This is a genomic window from Ruegeria sp. ANG10 (assembly GCF_040705255.1).
In the GTDB taxonomy this organism is placed as follows: domain Bacteria; phylum Pseudomonadota; class Alphaproteobacteria; order Rhodobacterales; family Rhodobacteraceae; genus Ruegeria.
The window spans coordinates 147960-162839 of the sequence record NZ_JBFCVU010000004.1 but is presented as its reverse complement, the minus strand read 5'-3'; the positions used below and the strand labels follow the sequence as shown (position 1 = coordinate 162839).

General features: G+C 57.4%; 20 protein-coding genes. 8 read left to right on the top strand and 12 right to left on the bottom strand.

Going from position 1 to position 14880, the window contains the following annotated elements; translation table 11 throughout:
• The first annotated feature begins 4 nt into the window (after positions 1–4).
• Both kdsA and AB1A64_RS10690 read left to right on the top strand, forming a co-directional pair.
• Positions 5–838: a 3-deoxy-8-phosphooctulonate synthase gene (gene kdsA / locus AB1A64_RS10695; RefSeq protein WP_366551394.1), complete on the top strand. Its 834-nt coding sequence runs from the start codon at positions 5–7 to the stop codon at positions 836–838.
• Positions 839–852: 14 nt separating this feature from the next.
• Positions 853–2349 (top strand): phosphomannomutase/phosphoglucomutase, encoded by a 1497-nt coding sequence (locus AB1A64_RS10690; protein WP_366551393.1) that lies wholly within the window; start codon positions 853–855, stop codon positions 2347–2349.
• Between the two features lie 33 nt (positions 2350–2382).
• On the opposite strand, the gene AB1A64_RS10685 is transcribed toward AB1A64_RS10690, so the two are convergent.
• Positions 2383–4341 (bottom strand): AsmA family protein, encoded by a 1959-nt coding sequence (locus AB1A64_RS10685; RefSeq protein WP_366551392.1) that lies wholly within the window; start codon positions 4339–4341, stop codon positions 2383–2385.
• 96 nt (positions 4342–4437) lie between these two features.
• On the opposite strand from AB1A64_RS10685, the gene rimO reads away from it, so the two are divergent.
• On the top strand, positions 4438–5826 hold the full coding sequence (gene rimO / locus AB1A64_RS10680) for a 30S ribosomal protein S12 methylthiotransferase RimO (protein ID WP_366551391.1): 1389 nt from the start codon (positions 4438–4440) through the stop codon (positions 5824–5826).
• Positions 5827–5939: 113 nt separating this feature from the next.
• On the opposite strand, the gene AB1A64_RS10675 is transcribed toward rimO, so the two are convergent.
• The 3 genes from AB1A64_RS10675 to AB1A64_RS10665 all read right to left on the bottom strand — a co-directional run bounded on the left by AB1A64_RS10675 (position 5940) and on the right by AB1A64_RS10665 (position 7012).
• Positions 5940–6191 (bottom strand): hypothetical protein, encoded by a 252-nt coding sequence (locus tag AB1A64_RS10675; RefSeq protein ID WP_366551390.1) that lies wholly within the window; start codon positions 6189–6191, stop codon positions 5940–5942.
• Between the two features lie 143 nt (positions 6192–6334).
• Positions 6335–6691: a diacylglycerol kinase gene (locus tag AB1A64_RS10670; protein ID WP_366551389.1), complete on the bottom strand. Its 357-nt coding sequence runs from the start codon at positions 6689–6691 to the stop codon at positions 6335–6337.
• Between the two features lie 132 nt (positions 6692–6823).
• Positions 6824–7012, bottom strand: a complete 189-nt coding sequence (locus tag AB1A64_RS10665; RefSeq protein ID WP_170347886.1) for a hypothetical protein — start codon at positions 7010–7012, stop codon at positions 6824–6826.
• A gap of 229 nt (positions 7013–7241) precedes the next feature.
• On the opposite strand from AB1A64_RS10665, the gene AB1A64_RS10660 reads away from it, so the two are divergent.
• Positions 7242–7484 (top strand): CDGSH iron-sulfur domain-containing protein, encoded by a 243-nt coding sequence (locus AB1A64_RS10660; protein WP_170347885.1) that lies wholly within the window; start codon positions 7242–7244, stop codon positions 7482–7484.
• On the opposite strand, the gene AB1A64_RS10655 is transcribed toward AB1A64_RS10660, so the two are convergent.
• The 4 genes from AB1A64_RS10655 to AB1A64_RS10640 all read right to left on the bottom strand — a co-directional run bounded on the left by AB1A64_RS10655 (position 7485) and on the right by AB1A64_RS10640 (position 9258).
• Positions 7485–7745, bottom strand: a complete 261-nt coding sequence (locus AB1A64_RS10655; RefSeq protein WP_366551388.1) for a DUF6455 family protein — start codon at positions 7743–7745, stop codon at positions 7485–7487.
• 119 nt (positions 7746–7864) lie between these two features.
• Positions 7865–8116: a DUF6455 family protein gene (locus tag AB1A64_RS10650; protein WP_366551387.1), complete on the bottom strand. Its 252-nt coding sequence runs from the start codon at positions 8114–8116 to the stop codon at positions 7865–7867.
• A 69-nt stretch (positions 8117–8185) separates the two neighbouring features.
• Positions 8186–8554, bottom strand: a complete 369-nt coding sequence (locus AB1A64_RS10645) for a YigZ family protein (protein ID WP_366551386.1) — start codon at positions 8552–8554, stop codon at positions 8186–8188.
• Positions 8551–9258 (bottom strand): M48 family metallopeptidase, encoded by a 708-nt coding sequence (locus tag AB1A64_RS10640; protein WP_366551385.1) that lies wholly within the window; start codon positions 9256–9258, stop codon positions 8551–8553. Before AB1A64_RS10640 ends, AB1A64_RS10645 begins: the two co-directional genes overlap by 4 nt.
• Positions 9259–9380: 122 nt before the next feature.
• Here AB1A64_RS10640 and AB1A64_RS10635 point away from each other — a divergent pair, with 122 nt between their 5' ends.
• The gene (locus tag AB1A64_RS10635; protein WP_170347880.1) at positions 9381–9629 is read left to right on the top strand and encodes a hypothetical protein; all 249 of its coding nucleotides are present in this window, start codon (positions 9381–9383) and stop codon (positions 9627–9629) included.
• On the opposite strand, the gene AB1A64_RS10630 is transcribed toward AB1A64_RS10635, so the two are convergent.
• Positions 9617–9892 carry a DUF167 domain-containing protein gene (locus tag AB1A64_RS10630; protein WP_366551384.1) on the bottom strand — a complete coding sequence of 92 codons (276 nt, stop codon included), beginning with the start codon at positions 9890–9892 and terminating at the stop codon, positions 9617–9619. The two genes, AB1A64_RS10635 and AB1A64_RS10630, sit on opposite strands and share 13 nt — an antisense overlap.
• 138 nt (positions 9893–10030) lie before the next feature.
• Between AB1A64_RS10630 and AB1A64_RS10625 the strand changes: the two genes are divergently transcribed.
• Both AB1A64_RS10625 and AB1A64_RS10620 read left to right on the top strand, forming a co-directional pair.
• Positions 10031–10609, top strand: coding sequence for a nitroreductase family protein (locus AB1A64_RS10625; RefSeq protein WP_366551383.1), 579 nt, complete (start codon positions 10031–10033; stop codon positions 10607–10609).
• A complete protein-coding gene (locus tag AB1A64_RS10620; protein WP_366551625.1) occupies positions 10609–11304 on the top strand; it encodes an EI24 domain-containing protein in 696 nt (231 codons plus the stop codon). Before AB1A64_RS10625 ends, AB1A64_RS10620 begins: the two co-directional genes overlap by 1 nt.
• A gap of 3 nt (positions 11305–11307) precedes the next feature.
• On the opposite strand, the gene AB1A64_RS10615 is transcribed toward AB1A64_RS10620, so the two are convergent.
• Positions 11308–11583: a DUF1467 family protein gene (locus tag AB1A64_RS10615; RefSeq protein ID WP_170347877.1), complete on the bottom strand. Its 276-nt coding sequence runs from the start codon at positions 11581–11583 to the stop codon at positions 11308–11310.
• Between the two features lie 15 nt (positions 11584–11598).
• Entirely contained in the window at positions 11599–12003 is a 405-nt protein-coding gene (gene mce, locus AB1A64_RS10610; RefSeq protein WP_170347876.1) for a methylmalonyl-CoA epimerase, read from the bottom strand.
• A 134-nt stretch (positions 12004–12137) separates the two neighbouring features.
• Here mce and AB1A64_RS10605 point away from each other — a divergent pair, with 134 nt between their 5' ends.
• Positions 12138–12854, top strand: a complete 717-nt coding sequence (locus tag AB1A64_RS10605; RefSeq protein ID WP_366551382.1) for a response regulator — start codon at positions 12138–12140, stop codon at positions 12852–12854.
• Between the two features lie 220 nt (positions 12855–13074).
• Here the strand turns inward: AB1A64_RS10605 and aspS are convergent, their stop codons facing one another.
• The gene (aspS, locus tag AB1A64_RS10600; protein WP_366551381.1) at positions 13075–14850 is read right to left on the bottom strand and encodes an aspartate--tRNA ligase; all 1776 of its coding nucleotides are present in this window, start codon (positions 14848–14850) and stop codon (positions 13075–13077) included.
• Between the last annotated feature and the right edge of the window lie 30 nt (positions 14851–14880).

Below are 14880 nucleotides of genomic sequence, written 5' to 3'. Positions count from 1 at the left end.
ACACATGAAACATGTAAAAATCTCCGATCTCACGGTCGGTAATGATCTGCCTCTGACGATCATTGCCGGCCCCTGCCAACTTGAAACCGCCGATCACGCCCAGATGATCGCCGGCAAAATGAAAGAGGCCTGCGACGCCGCCGGTGCGCAGTACGTCTTTAAGGCGTCCTACGACAAGGCGAACCGCACCTCTATTTCTGGTGTCCGTGGCCCAGGAATTTCCAAGGGACTTGAGATTTTAGAGAGCGTCAGGCAGCAAATTGGGGTGCCTGTTCTGACTGACGTACATTCGCCAGATCAATGTGCGGACGCGGCCAACGTTTGCGATGTGCTGCAGATTCCAGCCCTATTGTGCCGTCAAACCGATCTGGTTTTGGCCGCCGCAGAAACAGGCGCGGCCATCAACGTGAAAAAAGGGCAGTTTTTGGCGCCTTGGGACATGGCAAACATTGTCACGAAGATTGAGAGCGTTGGGAATTCAAACATTCTGCTGACAGAACGAGGCACCTCGTTTGGATACAACACATTGGTGACCGACATGCGTTCGCTGGCGCAAATGGCGCAGACGGGCTATCCGGTCGTGATGGACGCAACCCATTCAGTTCAGCAACCCGCAGGCCTAGGTGGGTCGACTGGCGGGCAGCGCGAATTTGCTCCGCTGATGGCACGTGCGGCTGCGGCAATCGGTGTGGGTGCAGTGTTCATCGAAACGCATGAGGACCCGGACAAGTCCCCTTCCGACGGTCCCAACATGATCTATCTGGATCAAATGCCTCAATTGATTGACACATTGATGCGCTTTGATGCATTGGCCAAAGCCAACCCGATTCAGATTTAAGCAAGAGCGATAGCATGACCAAACCCATCCCCGAGGTGACTCCGAACACCTGGAGTTTTCTGCGCGACCCGATGATCAAACCCACCGGGTTTCGCGAATATGACGCCCGTTGGAAATACCCCGAAGAGATCAATCTGCCGGGCATGACGGCGCTGGGGCTGGGTTTGGGCACTCAGATGCGCAAGCGTGGAATCGCGCCTGTGATCGCGGTCGGCAACGACTATCGCGACTATTCGCTGGCGATCAAGAATGCGCTGATCCTGGGCCTGATGCAGGCCGGAATTCAGGTCAAGGATATCGGCCCGGCACTGAGCCCTATGGCCTATTTCGCCCAGTTCCATCTGGATGTCCCTGCCGTGGCCATGGTCACCGCCAGCCATAACCCAAACGGCTGGACCGGTGTGAAAATGGGCTTTGAGCGCCCTTTGACCCACGGCCCGGACGAGATGTCGGAATTGCGTGACATCGTTCTGAATGGACAAGGCGTCCGCCACGAAGGGGGCTCGTACGAATTCGTCGACGGTGTGAAGGAAGCGTATATCGACGACCTGGTTGGTGGCTTCAAAATGTCCCGGCCACTGAAAGTCGTTTGTGCGACGGGTAATGGTACAGCGTCAGCCTTTGCCCCCGAAATTTTCGAGCGGATGGGGGTCGAGGTCGTGCCCAGCCACACCCGTCTGGATTACACCTTCCCCAACTACAACCCCAACCCCGAAGCCATGGAGATGTTGCACGACATGTCCGACACTGTGAAATCCAGCGGTGCCGATATGGCGCTGGGGTTCGACGGTGACGGCGATCGCTGCGGTGTTGTCGATGACGAGGGCGAAGAGATTTTCGCCGACAAGGTCGGCGTGATCATGGCCCGCGATCTGGCCAAGCTGTACCCGAACGCAACTTTTGTCGCGGACGTTAAGTCAACTGGTCTTTTCGCCAGCGACCCCGAGTTGCAGGCACGTGGTGTCAAAGCCGACTACTGGAAAACCGGCCACAGCCACATGAAGCGTCGGGTCAAGGAAATCAACGCCTTGGCCGGGTTCGAGAAATCGGGTCACTACTTCCTGGCCGAACCGATCGGGCGCGGCTATGACTGTGGCATGCGGGTCGCGGTTGAGATCTGCAAACTGATGGACCGCAACCCGGATCAAAGTATGTCGGATCTGCGCAAGGCGTTGCCAAAAACCTGGTCGACGCCGACCATGTCGCCGTATGCCTCTGATACCGAGAAATATGACATCCTCAAACGGCTGGTGGACAAGCTGGTCGCCAAGGCCGATGCAGGTGAAACCCTGGCAGGCCGCGCGATCAAAGAGGTTGTCACCGTCAACGGCGCGCGGGTCATTTTGGATAATGGCAGCTGGGGGCTGGTGCGGGCGTCCTCGAACACGCCAAACCTGGTTGTGGTCTGCGAAAGCAGCGAAAGCGAAGACGAAATGCGCGCCATTTTTGCCGATATCGACGCCATCATCCGGACTGAGCCCGGCGTTGGCGATTACGACCAAACCATCTGATATGGGATCGGGGCACCGCGGTCGCCCCGCCCTTTAATTTCCGCCCAACAGTTTGAACAGGCCTTTCTTGGCCTCTTCTTCCAGCTTGTTTTTCAAAGCATCCTCGACACTTTCGCTGTCAGTCACTGCTGTGCCCAGCTCATCACCCACTTTGTCCAGCACCTTTTGCTTGGCGTCGTCCTCAAGGTCTTTGAGCTGACCTTCGGCGGCAGCCTCGATCACCTTGGACAGGTCAGGTTTGATCGAAGGGTAGCTCCACGGCCCGACAATCCGCACTGGCACCGACAGACCCTGCCCCGAGTTGGCCCGCAGCGCGGTTGGGGTAAACAGATAGTCGATCCTGCGCGCGCCGATATTGACCTTGCCGGTCCCATCTGCACGGAAATTGTCCAGTGACATCAGCAGGTCGTTATTGGTCAGCACACCCTGATCAATGGTAAAACTGGCTGTCAGGCTGTTGAACACGGTTGTCCCACCCGAACCTTTGCCGCGCCCCATCAGGCGATCCAGATCAAAACCCGAAATCACGCCTTGCCCCACATTCAGATTGCCCGTGCCACTGAGGGATCGCATGATCTGGTCTTCGGTCTGCCCGACGCCTAGAAATTCAAACTCACCCGTTCCTGTACCCGTAAAACGCTCAATCCCCACGAGGGTGGACAGGGCTTGTTGAACGTTCATGTTTTTCGCCTTCAGCTTACCGCCGACTGACAGGCCATTGCGGTTGTTGGCCACCACCTGCCCGTTCACCTGCCCCGAAAACATTGTGGCCGGGTTCATCTGCAACACAGCACGGGACCGGTCGAGTATGAGGATCAGGTCGCTGTCACCCAGTTTAATGTCGGGCAGGACAATGGACGAGGCTGTCAGGCGTATTTCCCCATTGGCCAGCGACAGGGCCGAGGCATCAATCGGGGCCGTTGACCACCCGCTGTCGGGTGAGGACGCTGTTCCCGTCCCACCCCCGCTCGATGCCGGAGCGTCATTGAAACGTGACAGGTCAATATCCCCACTCTTGAGCCGCGCTGTGATTTTTGGTGGATCCGAAATCTCAATATCCGTCTCCCCCGTAAAGCGGTTGTGGTCCAACTGCGCCACCAAGTTGCGCAGTGAGATACGGCCCTCGCTGGTATAGGTCATCTGCCCAGACACATCGGCCTTACGCCCCAACCCCAACGGCACCCCGACACCGGCCTGTCCAAAGGCGGCCAGCATTTCCTCGGTGTTCGTGGTTTTGACCGCAAGCGCGCCGTCCATTTCTCCAGCAAGATTAACGCGGCCATCGAATCCAACCTCGCCGCCCGGCGCGGTCAGAGCCAATTTCAAAGGCGCGACAGCCCCTGACGCATAGGTCGGCAGGTCCGGTAATTCGAGGTCAACTTTCACATGGCCACCCGGCACCGCCATCCGTGCCTCCATCACCATGGGTGAGGTCGGTCCCGGCCAGCTGGCCGACAGATCAACGTTTGAGAAGTTGAATTTCGTTGCGCCATTTTCGATGTAAACCAACTGTGCATTGGTCAGTTCCAGGCGGTCCAGCGTCACGGCACCTTGCGGCGATGCAGATGACGCGCTGGTATTGCTTCCGGTCGTCGCCTGCGAGGCAACCGGAGCGCTTAGTTCCCAATTGCCGCGCCCATCGGATAACTCGAGCCGTAAAATCGGATTGTCCGCGACAACCCGCCTTATCCGTAAATCTCCGTTCAGCAGCGCCGAAGCATCCACACCGACGGCAAGGCTTTCGGCGCTGAGCATCGGTTCGGTCCCGGCCCAGGGTGCGTTGCCAAACGTGACAGGGCCGGTCTCCATCCCCAGAACGGGCCAGAACGACAGATTCACATCCCCCGACAATGTCAGGTCGCGCCCCGTTTCGCTTTTGACCTGTTCCGCGAGAATCACCGCCAGCTTATCCCCTGGCATCAGCAATAAGGCGCCGATGACCAACCCGATTGCGGCCACGAATAAGAAGAGTATGCGCACCAGCCACTTCATTTTTCTGCTCTCCGCTTATTTGGCATGCGTTGAAAAGATCATCCAAAGCCCAGCCCGTATTTGCAAGAGGAAGCGTTCCCCACTATATGCCGCGCCATGAGCACGAACCCACCAAACCTCCGCCCTGACCTGGCGCCAGCCGCCCGGATGCCTGATACGCCACGTACCAACCAGCCAACCATTGGTATGGTATCGCTGGGCTGCCCCAAGGCATTGGTCGATAGCGAGCGGATTTTGACCCGTCTTCGTGCAGAAGGGTACGGCATTTCGCCAGATTATTCCGGGGCCGATGCCGTAATCGTGAACACCTGCGGGTTCCTCGACAGCGCCAAGGCTGAGTCTCTGGACGCCATTGGCGAGGCTTTGGTGGAAAATGGCAAGGTCATTGTGACGGGCTGTCTCGGGGCCGAACCTGACTATATCCGTGAACACCACCCGCACATCATGGCTGTGACCGGGCCGCATCAATACGAACAGGTGCTGGATGCGGTGCATTCAGCGGTGCCCCCCGATCCAGACCCATTTGTTGATCTGCTGCCCGCTGCGAGCGTGCAGCTGACCCCACGCCACTACAGCTATCTAAAGATATCCGAGGGCTGTAACCACAAGTGCAAGTTCTGCATCATCCCTGACATGCGCGGCAAGCTGGCCAGCCGTCCGGCCCACGCCATATTGCGTGAGGCCGAAAAGCTGGTCGATAATGGCGTGCGTGAATTGCTGGTCATCTCGCAGGATACCTCGGCTTATGGGCTGGACCGGAAATACGATGTGAACCCGTGGAAGGACCGTGAGGTGCGCAGCCACATCACCGACCTGGCGTGTGAGCTGGGGCAGCTGGATGCCTGGGTTCGTCTACACTACGTCTACCCCTACCCGCATGTACGCGAGCTGATCCCCCTGATGGCTGATGCCGGGTGCAACATCCTGCCCTATCTGGATATTCCGTTCCAACATGCGCACCCGGATGTTCTGAAACGCATGGCCCGCCCGGCGGCAGCGGCCAAAACTCTGGACGAGATTGCCGCCTGGCGCGCGACCTGCCCTGATATCACCCTGCGCTCGACCTTTATCGTCGGCTATCCCGGCGAGACCGAGGCTGAGTTCCAGACGTTGCTGGATTGGATGGATGAGGCGCAATTGGATCGCGTGGGATGCTTCCAATACGAAAACGTGGACGGAGCACGCTCGAACGATCTGCCCGACCATGTTCCGGCTGAGATCAAACAAGAGCGCTGGGAACGGTTCATGGAGAAGGCCCAGGCGATTTCCGAGGCCAAGCTGGCCGCCAAGGTCGGCCAGACCATCGAGGTGATCGTGGATGAGGTCGACGGCGAGGCCGCCACCTGCCGCACCAAATCCGATGCACCCGAGATCGATGGCAATCTGTTTATCGACGAAGGGTTTGAAGCCCTCAACCCCGGCGACATCGTCTCGGTCGAGGTCGATGAGGCTGGCGAATATGACCTTTGGGGCAAGCTGACCTGATCCGATCACCCCGGTTGGGCAAAGCGTGAGGCAAGTTTATTGGCGTTTTGCGCCAGACTCGTGGATTATGACGGGACATACCGCCTTATAGGAAGGAAGTTCCAATGTCCTGCCTACGCCCCTTTGGCCTGAAATGCATAACGGTTATACTTGCTGCTCAGCTTTATGCCTTTCCCGCTGTTGCGGATAATGTCCGCGCAGGCGGTTTCATTATCATAGGGTCCGAACCGCTTAGCCTCCATCTGCGCAGCAAACACCATGTGCAGCGATACTATGGTGCACCCAAAGTCTATCATCGGACCAGCAAGCACCCACATCAAACCAAGCCGAAAGTGTACCACCACAAGAGCAAACCCAAGGTTCATTACGTCAAGCCGGTCAAACGGCACCACCGGTCAAGGCAAGCGTTCAGCAACAAACATGCCTCGCCTTATTACCTTCCACGGAGTTACGGAATTCAGAATCGGGGATATCGCTATGGTATTAAACGGCGCAGGTATTGAGGGCATCAGACCAGGCTTAAAAGCCCGATGACCCAAGCCAATCCCGCCGCCAAAGCCGTTAACGCAACAGCGGCACTGGCGGCGTCCTTGGCCTGCCCCGCCAGTTTGTTGTGTTCGGTCGAGGTATGATCGACAGCGCGCTCGATCGCGGTATTGAACAGCTCGGCTACCAAAACAAGCAGGCCCAATATCAGGATCAGGGCGCGTATCCCTTCACCGAGCGGCAACCAAACAGCCAGACCAGCCGAAACCAGATTTGCCCAAACCCAGGCGCGGAACGAATACTCTTCCCGCCAGGTCGCGACCAGCCCTTGCCAGCTCCAACGCGTTCGGTCCTTGAGATGTGTAAGGAGGTTTCTCATCAGTCTTCAACTTTTCGGTGTACGGAACTGAAGCCGCATTGGTGTATGGCGGGCAAGAAAAAACCGCCCCAGGGGCGGTTTTTGGGTCGAGAATGCGCGGGCGGCCTAATAAACCGGCCACCCGCGGAATACTTATTGTGCGACCGGATTACAGACAGTCTGGCCTGCTTCTGTCGTGGCCAGCTCAGTTCCTGCCGGGCAGCTAGGTGTGCCGAATTTGTCGTACTCAGGCGTGATATAAACCGGTGCCGGTTCTTCCTGCTGCGAGCAAGCAGCCAAAACTAGGGCAAATGCACCAACGGCAGCAAATTTGAGTTTCATGTCCGTCATTCCTCTATTAATTTCCTGATATTGCCCAAGAATCCGGGGCCGGTCTCACAATACGACTTGAATGGCATTTTGGCAACGAATTCGATCACGCGATCGTGAGGAAAGGCGAAACAACGCCGGTAACCCCCTCAGAAACAGCGGATTTATGAGCATTTCCTACAGATTTTCGCATATCGGCTTACACTGGTAGAGTGACATCAGCAAAAGACGGAGTAGCCACATGTCAGACAGCCCCACCATCGCGCAAAAAGGTCCCTTCCCGGTCGAAGTGATCGAAGGGAAAAGCTATTTCTGGTGTGCATGCGGCCGATCCAAACGGCAGCCGTTTTGCGATGGATCGCATAAAGACACAGGGTTCGAACCGGTCAAGTACACGGCAGACAGCAGCAAGAAAGTCTTTTTCTGTGGCTGCAAACACAGCGGGAATCCTCCGCTGTGCGACGGGTCCCATTCCAAGCTGTAATTAGGTCTTCAACGCGTTCATCAGATCAGCGTTGGCACAGAATTCGGGCGCAGTGTGGGCCTCGGATTGTTGTTCAGACAACCAGATGGCACATTGGTTGCTGCACTGCGATGCCCGGCAGCGTGTCACCATTTCGGCATAGCGATCCGGTGTAAGCCGGTTCTCTGCCATGGCTTCGGTCAATGAGATTTTCATACATCGCGCCACCGAACGGGTTAGCCAAAAGTGTTTTTCGACATCCCCCAGAGTATTTCGCGCCATCAGTTTTCCTGCCTTGATCATGTTTTCAACACCGCAAACCGGTGTTGGTTTCTGCGCATCTGTTAGGTCACCTGTCGCGTCCGGTGACCACTCTCATGCGGCATGAAACCTTCCTGTCGTTAAGGCTGCAGTTTTCGGAGCAATTCCTGATTGCGGCAGTATTCCGGCGTTTGATCCGCCTGCGCGGGCTGCTGCAGGAAGCTCTGGCAATGATTGGGATTTGCACAGCCCGTGCATCTCAGAACAGCATCGGAAAGCTGATCGATCGAAACGTCACCTTCAATCGCGGATTGCTGCAGATCGACGCCAAGTTTGGTGGCCATCTGATCCACAAGACCTGCATGGAACTTCAAGATTTCTTGGTCGGGCATGAGAGGTCCTTTCCTGCCACATGTCCAAAACAGGATATCTCAGCCCGGTGTTTGGGCCTTTGACTCACATCAAGGCCCGGCGCCAATATGATCCAGATAGGCTCGGGTCGCGTCCTGCACGCGCCTAAATCGATCCCCACCCAGCTTTTTTCCGCCGTACCAGCGGGTGACGATGACCACATGACTGTCTAGCCCGGCCCGCTCAAGCATCCTTAGAATCACCATGCCCGCACCGCTTTCCCCATCATCGGCCTTCAACGCCCCAGTCGGCAATATGACCGCCCAGGTGTTGTGCGTGGCTTTGGCATAAGCTTTGTCTGACTTGAGCTCTTGCAAGGCTGCATCAACTTCGGCCCGCGTGCCAACTGCTGCGCCTGTTACCGCGTACTTCGACCCCCGGTCCGTCAGGATAACGCCCAGCCGTGTCAGGGATGTCATTGCGTCAGACCCAACTGTCTTGCGGTTTCAAGAACGATCTGAACCCGGTCGGCATTAGGAGGGTGACTTCCCAGAAACTGATCCCCCGGATCGGGAAGGCGATCAAAATACTTGGCACCGATCAAAGGGTTGTATCCCGCGTTATGGGTGATGATCGTGCCCAGTTGGTCCGCTTCAAGCTCGAACGCTTTCACGTTCACCTGCACACCCAATTCGGCCCCCAATTTCTGTGTGCGTTCAAGGTCTTTGCCTTCCTCGCCATGCAGCTTACCCAATTCGCTGAAGATCGCGGCACTTTCCTGGGCGTTTTTCGACTGCCGGGCGATGTGTCCCAAAACATGATGCGCTGCCTCGTGCCCCATGACAAAGGCCAGTTCATCAGGATTCTTCGCAGATTGGATCATCGAACGCGTGAATATGATCACTGGCTGATTGTCATCATCCAGGGTCTGAAAGGCATTTGCCGGTGCGCGCGGGTTCAGGTCGACCAATATCGTGAAATCGCAATTTTCGACCTTGGCCTGGCGCAGACATTCGGCGCGGGCTTCGTCGCCGACCTGACGGCTGATTTTCCGAAACGCGGCGGCGTCGACCTGAAATTCACTCGACTCCAGCGACCATTCATTTGCCGGTTGCACACGCAGAACACCGGCACTGCAGGCCGTCAACACCAGAGGAAACAGCAAATAGATCAGACAGCGCATTCATATTCCTTTGAAACGGTGATCCCGTTTGAAAAACCATAGCGCGACACCTGGGGGACCGCCACCGTCGGATTGCGCGGGAACGGGTTGCATTGCCGCTTTGCTCCCGGCACTCTGCCTACATGTTTTCGATTGAGCATGAATTCGACTCGACAGTCATTACTCTGGTGGACGAAGGCCCCAAACCTTTGCAAGAGGATGTCGTCATCAACAGCTTCGCCGAATGTGTGACGCTTGAGCAGCTGGACCCACGCACAGACAAGATACAGAAAATAACTCTGTCTCCTGAGCAAGTCCGCGATCTGGCCGCCGCGCTGGATCTGCCGGAGGGGGTGTATCAAATCCACGAAAGACCCAGTCAAGGCGCGTAGACAAACAGCTTGTCCCGCGCAGTCTGCGCTTGTTTCAGGGTCAGCGCCGATGGGGCGACCTGCATGGCCGTAGCCAGTATCTGGCGCACAGCTTCGTCGGCCTTGCCGTTTTCGGGCGGCACAGTGACCGTAATGCGGATTGCTCCCTCATCCACTGTGATGCTGTCCTTTGCGGCTTTCGGCGTGACCCGGACCGGAACCGCCGTGCCAGAGATGGCATAGGCGCTCAGGTCCGGTATGTCGCGCAGTTTCGACTTGGCCATCTTTTCACCTCTTGCCTGCAAACACCCTTGCATGGGGAACCGGGGAATGAAAATGATCCGGCCTATCCAGCTGATTGCACTTGAAACGCGCCAGATACTCAACCAGATACAGACTGCTCATGTAAAGGAAGTTAACATATGTCCTTGAAAAACCCGGCTGCCCTAGAATTTCTGCAATCGCGCCGGTCCCGCCCTGCCAAAACGCTGATTGCACCGGCCCCGACGCGGGATGAGCTGTTGCCGCTGTTGACCGCCGCCGCCCGCAGCCCCGATCACGGCAAGCTAGAGCCGTGGCGCTTTATCGTGCTTGAGAAAGGCGCAATGGCGCGCCTGTCCGGGTTGACGCACGAGCGGGGCGTCGCCCTGGGCAAGACGCCCGAGGACATCGCGAAAGCGCAAAGCCAGTTTGACATGGGCCAACTGGCCGTTGCCGTGGTCGAGGTGCAGAAACCATCCGAGAAAATCCCGGCGATTGAACAGACCTATTCGGCTGGTGCTGTCTGTCTGGCCTTGCTGAACGCGGCACTTGCAGCGGGTTGGGGGGCGAACTGGTTGTCCGGCTGGCAAACCCATGATCCCGAATTCTGCCGCCAGGCTTTTGGCTTACAAGACAACGAGCGCATCGCTGGCCTGATCCACATTGCCACCGAAGGCACTGCACCGCCAGAACGTCCTCGCCCGGATGTGGCAGCGCTGACCGAATGGGTCGTTGAATGATGATCCTCAACGCGTTTTTCGCGGCGCTTGGTCAGATCGGAGACCCCAAGTTCCGTGCCGTTCTTTTGCGTGGCGTTGGTCTGACAATCGTGTTGTTGATCGCGGCCTGCGCCGGTGCAATCTGGCTGATCAACAGACTGTCTGGGGATGAGATTTCGCTGCCCTGGATCGGCGCAGTCCCGTGGCTGAACGATGTTCTGAATTATTCCGGCATCTTTGTGGTGCTGATTCTGCCGGTGTTTCTGATGATGCCAGTCGCCTCGGCGATTACGTCCTTGTTTCTGGAGGAGGTCGCGCAGGCGGTCGAAGATAAACACTATCCCTCCCTGCCCGCCGTTCCGGGCATCCCGTTCAGCGAAGGGTCAAGGGATGCGGTTAGCTTCATGGGCGTGCTGGTTGCGGCCAACCTGCTGGCGTTGATCCTTTATGCGATGTTCCCTCCGCTGGCGCCGTTTATTTTCTGGGTAATGAACGGATTTCTGCTGGGTCGGGAGTATTTCACGCTGGCCGCGATGCGTCGGATCGGGCGGGACGGCGCGCGCAAGTTACGCGCCAAACACGCCGCCACCATTTGGTTGGCCGGCACCTTGATGGCCATTCCCCTCTCGGTGCCGCTGGTGAATCTGGTGATCCCAATCCTCGGGGTCGCTACTTTCACCCATATCTATCATAAGCTGTCAGGTCTTTCGACCTGACGCTCAGTTCCGCGGTTCCAGTTGGTTCAGCCAATCGAAATCGCGCACCGAGATCACACCAGAGATGATAATCCCGGCAATAACAGCCCAGAGTACCACCGAAATCCCGGTGGTGATCCACATCTTTTTCTTCATATGATGCACTTCCGGCGCGCCCGCATGGGTGCCCGGAACGATATCACCCAGATCGCCCTGCGTTTTGATACGGATGGGCAACACAACCAACAGCGTCATGAACCAGATGACGGCAAACAATACCAGTGCAGCAGTGATCGTCATGACAGCCTCGCTTGGTTAAACCTGTTCTAGTTCGACCAGACAGCCGTTAAAGTCCTTGGGGTGCAAAAACAGTACCGGCTTGCCATGCGCGCCGATCTTCGGCTCGCCCGATCCCAGAACGCGGGCACCGGTTTCCTTCAGGTGATCACGGGCCGCGATGATGTCTTCGACCTCATAGCAGACATGGTGGATGCCGCCTGCCGGGTTCTTTTCCAGAAAGCCGTTGATCGGGCTGTTTTCACCCAGCGGGTAAAGCAATTCGATCTTGGTGTTGGGTAGTTCGATGAACACAACGGTAACGCCATGATCGGGCTCATCCTGCGGCGCGCCGACCTTGGCGCCCAGTGCATTGCTATATTGCGCGGACGCGGCCTCAAGATCGGGTACGGCGATGGCGACGTGGTTCAGACGACCAATCATTGAACTCTCCTGTGTTCTGCGTTGCCGCGGTTATGAGGGCAGATTGGGCAAAGAACAAGTGCGCCAAATTGCCGTTAACCCTGTGTTAGCCAGAAGTTTCTAGCTTAGGGCATCTGCTGATTAGGAGTTCTGCCATGGACGATTCGAGCCCCTTCGCCTCACCCGCGCAGCCGACGGCCACGCGGCCTCTGCTGGGTCAAACCATTCTGGTTGTCGAAGACAGCCGCTATGCCTGCGACGCCATCCGGCTGATGTGCCTGCATAGCGGTGCGCGTATCCGGCGGGCGGATTGCTTGACCTCGGCCCGGCGTCACCTGCAGATCTATCGCCCTTCTGTCATTCTGGTGGATATCGGCCTGCCAGATGGGTCCGGTGCCGACCTGATTGCCGAATTGGCCGAAGCAACCCCACGTATCGGCGCCATTCTGGGAATGTCCGGCGACGATCACGGTCAGGAGGCTGCGTTGCAAGCAGGTGCCGATGGTTTTTTGAACAAACCCCTGAAATCACTTTCTTATTTTCAGCAGTTCATTCTGGAAAACCTGCCACAGGATCGTCGGCCCAACAGCCTGCACGCCATTCGGGATGAGGTTATCCACCCGGACCCGATGGCCTATCAGGACGACATGGCGCATATCGCGGATGTGCTGGCTGGGCCAAACGATCATCGCACTTTGGACTATGCAGCTCAATTCCTGGTCGGTGTTGCCCGGGATGCCGAGGATACGGTTCTGGCAGATGCCGCGCAGAAACTGGCCGAATCGCGCGCAGACGGGGCGCCGGTTACGGCGCTGGCCGCAAAGGTTGCCGGTATCGTTCAGGCAAGGTTGGAACAGCGCGAGGCAATCTGAAATGGTGACTGCTTATTTTCTGACATCCACGATCCTGACGATCTGGGCCTATTTTCAGACCCGCACAACAGCCAGGAACATCCGTGTTGCACGCGGATCAAAATCATGTCCGTTGACCGACACTGGGGCAATACAGAATTTACCGCAGAATATTAACCGCAGGCTTGGGGCACCTGATCCAAAAGAAAATCCCGCCGCAGGGGCTGCGGCGGGCGATTGATCAATCCTGTGGGATGATCCGCAATCCCAATTCCATCAACTGATCCGAGGTCGGATCGGAGGGCGCGTCCATCATCAGGTCTTCGGCGCGCTGGTTCATCGGGAACATCATGACTTCGCGGATGTTGGCCTCATCAGCCAATAGCATCACGATCCGGTCGATCCCCGCAGCACAACCGCCGTGCGGCGGAGCGCCATAGTGGAAGGCGTTGAACAGCGCACCAAATCGGCTTTTCACCTCATCCTCGCCATAGCCTGCCAGTTCAAAGGCTTTCAGCATGATCTCGGGCTTGTGGTTCCGGATCGCACCCGAGACCAGCTCATACCCGTTGCAGGCCAGATCGTACTGATAGCCTCGCACGTCCAGAGGATTACCCTGCAGCGCCTCCATACCACCTTGCGGCATCGAGAATGGGTTGTGTTCAAAGTCGATCGCGCCCGTTTCTTCATCCTGCTCATAGATCGGGAAATCCACGATCCAGGCGAACGCAAAACGGTCTTTTTCGGTCAGGTTCAGTTCCTCACCGATCACATCGCGCGCCTTTCCGGCCACCTTTTCAAAGGCCTTCGGCTTGCCGCCCAAGAAGAACGCGGCGTCGCCGACACCCAGACCCAGTTGCTGACGGATCGCCTCGGTACGTTCAGGGCCGATGTTCTTGGCCAGGGGACCTGCGGCCTCCATGCCTTCACCCTGATCGCGCCAGAAAATATAGCCCATACCGGGCAGGCCTTCTTTCTGGGCAAAGGCGTTCATGCGGTCACAGAACTTACGGCTACCGCCGGTCGGCGCAGGGATGGCGCGGATTTCAGTGCCTTCCTGCTCCAACAGCTTCGCGAAAATCGCGAAGCCAGAATCGCGGAAGTGGTCGGAGACCACTTGCATTTTAATAGGATTGCGCAGGTCCGGTTTGTCGCTGCCATACCAAAGTGCCGCGTCCTTGTAGGAGATTTGCGGCCAGTCTTGATCGACCTTGCGGCCACCGCCGAACTCTTCGAACACACCGGTCAAAACGGGTTGGATCGTATCAAACACGTCCTGCTGTTCAACAAACGACATCTCTAGGTCGAGCTGGTAGAAATCGGTGGGCGAACGGTCGGCGCGGGGATCTTCATCGCGGAAACACGGCGCGATTTGGAAATATTTGTCAAAACCCGAGACCATGATCAGCTGCTTGAACTGCTGCGGTGCCTGCGGCAGCGCATAGAACTTGCCCGGGTGCAGACGCGAAGGCACCAAGAAGTCACGCGCGCCTTCGGGCGAGGACGCAGTGATGATTGGCGTCTGATACTCGCGAAACCCCTGATCCCACATGCGACGGCGCATGGACGCCACAACGTCCGAGCGCAGGGTCATGTTCTGCTGCATCGCCTCGCGACGCAGGTCCAGGTAGCGATAGCGCAGGCGAGTTTCTTCGGGGTATTCCTGATCGCCGAACACCATCAACGGCAGCTCATCAGCGGCGCCCAGCACTTCCAATTCGCGCACGTAAACTTCGATCTCGCCGGTGGGCAGTTTCGGGTTCACCAGCTCAGCGTCGCGCGCTTTGACAGTGCCGTCGATGCGGATACACCATTCGGACCGAACCTTTTCCAGCTCGGCAAAGGCGGCGCTGTCACCGTCACACAGAACCTGTGTCACTCCGAAATGATCGCGCAGGTCGATGAACAGCACGCCACCGTGATCTCGGACACGATGCACCCAACCGGACAGGCGGACGGTTTCACCGACATTGGCGGCGGTCAGAGCGGCGCAGGTATGGCTGCGATAGGCGTGCATGGAGTATCCCTTCGGGCGCAGAATTCGTCG